Here is a 5,398-nt window from a genome sequence, read left to right on the forward strand (position 1 = left end):
ATCAGTTGCACTCGACTTAATAAATCCTCAACATTTAAGAAACTGGTTTGCTAATTGCTGTTACTGTACCTCATAACAGCCGGAAGTGCTGTAATTCCCTCACCTTATTAACTGCGCGGCGGAATTAAAAAATTGGTGACACAACCCCTTCGTGACTAAAACTGTTGTCAACAAGTTAGCGAAAGCAACCATGAACATAATCAAAATTTCGTAAGATACTGCGTCCAGAGGTTTTACACCAGCTAATAACTGTCCGGTGGTAATTCCTGGTATTGCGACCATACCTATGAGGATCATTTGATTGAGAGTGGGAATCAATCCGGCTCTGATCGCGTCTTTGCGATACTGGCTAACTGCTTGCTCTGGAGTTGCGCCTAAGCTCAAATGGGTTTCTATTTCGAGATGGCTGGAGTTAATGGTGGTGACAAGGCGATCACCTGCGATCGCAGCTGCATTAGTAGCATTACCTAAGACTATCCCTGCTAGGGGAATTATATACTGTGGTTCATACCATCTTTCTGGTTGAATGATCAAGAAGTTGGTGTAAACCACTGTCAGGGCGGTACTAATTAAAATTGCACCCCACACTAAAGGCAACACATAAGGAATTTTTTGGCTGATGCGATTTCGTGCGACAATCGCCGTAATTGTCAGCATTATTGCTAATAGCGCCAAAACTGCCCAAGCATTGTCTAAAGCCAAAATGAAATCTAAAATGTATCCCAATACAAGTAGTTGTAAGATGGTTCTCCCAGTAGCAAGGGCTAAGTTAAACTCTAATCCTAATTTTTCCCAGGCAGATAAACCAATGGCGATCGCCATCAATCCCACAGCAATAGCTAAATCCACGAAATCCAGCTTGATCAGATCCTGCATGGGTTCTCTATCTCCTGGTATTTTGTTATCAAAGCAGCCCACACGCCTGGAACTTTGATCCGATGTGTTGGATCTTGGTTGATATATATCACTTTCATCAATTCAAAATTCAAAAAGGTACGACCAAAACATGGCAAACACCTAGTATATCTACTATCTGTAAATTAAATGTGCGGTAGTTTACCGCCCCACAATTTAAGTAAAAACCCTAATCGATGCGTATCTTGGGCGATAGTCTTTTAGTAGCTCCTCTTTGATTAATAATTCAATCAGCAAAAATTGACTGTCGAAGTGCATCCTTTGTATCTCCCGATAAAATGAGAACTCATGATCCAAAGTGTAAATCCCATCCCTGCCTTTGATATTAAGCAGCAATACACCACCATCGAAGCAGAAGTAAGTGCAGCTGTATTAGAGGTTCTGGCTTCTGGCCGCTATATTGGCGGCCCCTTAGTCGAAGGCTTTGAGCAACAGTTTGCTGCTTATAATACTGTTACTGAATGTGTGGCTTGTAATTCTGGTACTGATGCGCTCTACTTAGCATTACGAGTCTTGGAAATTGGTGCAGGCGATGAAGTGATTACAACGCCTTTCACCTTTATTGCTACATCTGAAGTGATTAGTGCCGTGGGTGCAAAGCCTGTTTTCGTTGATATTGACGCTACTACGTTTAATTTGGATGTGGAGCAAGTGGCGGCGGCGATTACACCCAAAACCAAAGCGATTATCCCGGTTCACCTATTTGGACAACCTGTGGATATGACATCATTGATGGCGATCGCTCAGTCTCACAATTTATCAATAATTGAAGATTGCGCTCAGTCTACAGGGGCGATTTGGGCTGATCAAAAAGTAGGAAGCATTGGACATATTGGTTGCTTTAGTTTCTACCCTACCAAAAATCTTGGTGGTTGCGGCGATGGCGGGGCAATAACGACTAATGACCCAGCGATCGCTACTAAACTGCGAATACTACGGGATCATGGTAGTAAAGTTCGATATTTACACGAAGAAATAGGTGTAAATAGCCGCTTGGATGCTCTCCAAGCAGCCATCTTGCAGATTAAGCTGCGTTATTTAGATATTTGGAATGATCGCCGCCGAGATATCGCCAATTATTACTACCAGTTCCTTAGCCAAGTTCCGGGGATTGTCCCGCCCCAAGAATTACCTGAGGGTATTGGGGTATGGAATCAATACACTGTTCGCATATCAGGTGAAGGGCGAAATGGTTCTAGCGCCAAATATCGAGATTGGGTGCGTAGTCAATTGCAAGAGCAGGGCGTGAGTTCAATGATTTACTATCCCCACCCTTTACATTTGCAGCCAGTTTATCAAAGTCTAGACTATCAAATTGGGGACTTAGCAATAGCAGAGCAAGCTTGCCATGAAGTCATATCCTTGCCTATGTTCCCAGAACTGACAGAACAGCAGCAAGACCAGGTGATTTATGCTTTGAAAGAAGTTATGAGTTAGGAGTACAGACGCGATTAATCGCGTCTGTACAAGAGTTTGGAGTTTTGAATGAATAAGTTTCTTCAACTCATAACTCATCACTCCTAATTCATAACTTCTAACTCATTTCATTACTGCATTTGCAGTCGCTAAGGCTTCCACTAAGCCACGCACAGCAGCAATCATGGCTACTTCGCTATTGAGTTGGTTGATGGCGGAACCAACACCAACACCAGCGGCACCAGCAGCGATCGCTAATGGTGCGGTAACGTTAGAAATGCCTGAAGCACACAATACTGGCACTGACACCACACGGGAAATCTCAAAAGCTGCTGCCAAGGTGGGAGCAGCTTTTTCAATTAATCCTAAAGTTCCAGGATGAGTTGGGTTACTGCTAGTACCGCCTTCGGTTTGGATAATGTCCGCTCCAGCTTTCACCAGTTCTTCTGCTAACTGTACCTGTTGATCTAGTTCCAAAATGTGGGGAACGGTGACAGATAGGGTGATTTCCGGGAAAAGAGCGCGGGTTTGCTTAGTCAGCGCTAGCACTTCTGGAGCCTCAAAGCGGCGTCCTTGAGCATAGAAGGAATCGAAATTCCCAATTTCAATTAAATCAGCACCAGCTGCCACAGCTTGCACAAATTTCTCTGGTTCTACTGCGGATACACAAATTGGTGATTTTGTCAAACTTTTAGCTAATTGGACTAAGGCTGGATCGGCGGCAATATCGACAAAAGTAGCACCGCCAAATTCAGCAGCTTTGACAGTCGCAGCGACGCTAGCGGCGTCGAAGTTATTTAAGCCGCTGATCACTTTCAGAACGCGGCGGCTATTAAATGCACGTTGGAGTGGAGAATGCATCGTCATGGTTGGGCTTTTGAAGCTATGAAAATTAGGTATATTCTACCGTCCCTCAGTTGATCGAGAGCCTAAATTACTATGGCAGTTGCCAAATCTTGATAGTTTTATCCTTACCGCCACTAACCAAAGTTTTGCCATCCGCACTGAAAGCGATCGCATAAACTTCGGCTGAATGTCCATTAAAGGTGTGTATTAACTCTCCCGTGTTCAGTTGCCAGACTTTTACAGTCTTGTCATCACTACCACTAGCAATATATTCCCCATTTGGGCTGAAGGCGATCGCATTTACATCAGCTAAATGCCCCATAAGAGTGCGTATTTCCGTGCCCGTGTCCAGTTTCCACACTTTGATGGTTTTGTCATCGCTAGCACTAGCTAACATCTGACCATCTTGGCTAATTACAACGTCATTCACATCGCCTAAATGCTCTGTAAGAGTACGTATTTCCTTACCAGTATTCAAATTCCAGACTTTGATGGTTTTGTCCTTACTGCCACTGACGATAGTCTTACCATCCGGGCTGATGGCAACGGATAAAACTGCCCTGGAATGCCCAGTAAGAGTACGTATTTTTTTACCAGTATTCAAATTCCAGACTTTGATGGTTTTGTCATAACTACCACTGACAATAGTCTGACCATCTGGACTGATAGCAACAGAATTAACGTAGCCTGTATGACCAGTTAACGTATATATTTCTTTCCCAGTATTTAAATTCCAGACTTTGATAGTTTTATCCTTGCTGCCACTGACAACAGTCTTACCATCTGGGCTGATGGCAACAGCATAAACCCAGTCGGAATGCCCGATAAGAGTACGAATTTCATCTCCACTTTCGATGTTCCAAATTTTGACAGTTTTGTCATCGCTGCCACTGGCAAGGTTATGACTTAAAGAGTTAGAGTTCAGAGCCAGGGAATTAACTTCGCCTAAATACCCAGTTAGAGTTCGGATAGACGCCAAGCTTCGTAAATACATATATCCCCCTAACCCCAATAGCACAACAGCAGCCCCCACCAGCAGTTTATTTTTCCACTGGATTTTCGGCGGTGCGACAGTGGCGAGTAAAGCAGATGGGGGTCTATACTCACCCATTGATAGCGGCTGTAACCTTGAATCCAAATCTAGGAGGACTGATCGCCCCATGAATTTCCCAGTCATCCCCAAACCTGTCACTCCAAAGGCTTCCTATGTTCTGCTAGATCGTGAAAAAATAGGAATAAGCAGTAAAATCGAATATTAGTGCTTATTTTTCAAAACACTCCATTGCTGTTTGAACTTTATCAACTTGTCTGGGTGCTTGCATTTCGTGAAAAAGTGCAATCGCTTGCACAAAACTTCCCCTACTCTGAACAATTTCACCCATTTTTTTATGAGTCAATGCCAATTGATAATAAGCTTCAGCTAAGTCTGATTTAGCACCTATTTTATCAAGAATTTCTATTGCTTCTGAATGATGAAAAATTGCTCTAGGAAATTCTCCTTGTTCTCGAAAAAGTTCAGCCAGACAACTGATAGCTTTAGCTTTAATCTGGGTAAAATTGTTTTGTTCAGAATTAAATATAGCTCGTTGGCACAACTCAAAGGATTTTTTTAAATTACCTAAATTTTTATAAGTTAAGCAGAGAGTTACTAAACTATGCCCTATTCCCCATAAAGTCACTCTAGTTGATAATGACATGGCAGAAAAGGCATTTTCAGCAAGGTTAAATGCATCTTCTCTGCTACCAGAGCGTGATTTTATCAAAGCTAGACAGCATTGAGCATATGCCATGTAATCATCAAGGTTGCTATTTTGTTCAGCAAGGCTACAAACAGAATTAAAACAATCTTCGGCTGCTTCTATTTCCCATAATTCAAGTTTGCAAAGCCCTGTATTGAACAAAATAGATATTTTTGTTTTGACATCTAATTCGCCTAATACTTTTCCTGATTTCTCATAGCATTCTATCGCTTCTCTAATACACCCGATAATTCGATATGTATACCCAAGTATATTGTAAAGTTTAATTAATCTTTCTGGCGATTTTATATCGTCTATTATCCGTTTAATGACAGAGAAATTTTTCTGGAGCAGTCCCAGTTGGTAAAACGAGCAACCCAAAGGCAACCCTATAGAACCCATTTGGGATCTATAAAGTAGCTAATCTTCGGAGCATAAGTCTGACAAAACAGAGATGAATTTTAGTGGTCGCATTTTCTAAA

Annotated in this window: 5 protein-coding genes; 1 reads left to right on the forward strand and 4 read right to left on the reverse strand. The window is 42.2% G+C overall.

What is annotated here, in order from left to right:
- Nucleotides 1-99: 99 nt before the first annotated feature.
- Nucleotides 100-876, reverse strand: a complete 777-nt coding sequence (locus V7K49_RS01025) for an ABC transporter permease (RefSeq protein ID WP_335204166.1) — start codon at nt 874-876, stop codon at nt 100-102.
- 327 nt (nt 877-1,203) lie between these two features.
- Between V7K49_RS01025 and V7K49_RS01030 the strand changes: the two genes are divergently transcribed.
- Nucleotides 1,204-2,352, forward strand: coding sequence for a DegT/DnrJ/EryC1/StrS family aminotransferase (locus V7K49_RS01030; protein WP_335204167.1), 1,149 nt, complete (start codon nt 1,204-1,206; stop codon nt 2,350-2,352).
- A gap of 102 nt (nt 2,353-2,454) precedes the next feature.
- Here the strand turns inward: V7K49_RS01030 and V7K49_RS01035 are convergent, their stop codons facing one another.
- The 3 genes from V7K49_RS01035 to V7K49_RS01045 all read right to left on the reverse strand — a co-directional run bounded on the left by V7K49_RS01035 (nt 2,455) and on the right by V7K49_RS01045 (nt 5,318).
- A complete protein-coding gene (locus V7K49_RS01035) occupies nt 2,455-3,198 on the reverse strand; it encodes a DUF561 domain-containing protein (RefSeq protein WP_334870859.1) in 744 nt (247 codons plus the stop codon).
- Nucleotides 3,199-3,268: 70 nt separating this feature from the next.
- A complete protein-coding gene (locus V7K49_RS01040; RefSeq protein WP_335204168.1) occupies nt 3,269-4,369 on the reverse strand; it encodes a WD40 repeat domain-containing protein in 1,101 nt (366 codons plus the stop codon).
- Nucleotides 4,370-4,439: 70 nt separating this feature from the next.
- On the reverse strand, nt 4,440-5,318 hold the full coding sequence (locus V7K49_RS01045) for a tetratricopeptide repeat protein (protein ID WP_335204169.1): 879 nt from the start codon (nt 5,316-5,318) through the stop codon (nt 4,440-4,442).
- Nucleotides 5,319-5,398: the final 80 nt, after the last annotated feature.

It is taken from the genome of Nostoc sp., assembly GCF_036919675.1.
GTDB lineage: Bacteria > Cyanobacteriota > Cyanobacteriia > Cyanobacteriales > Nostocaceae > Nostoc.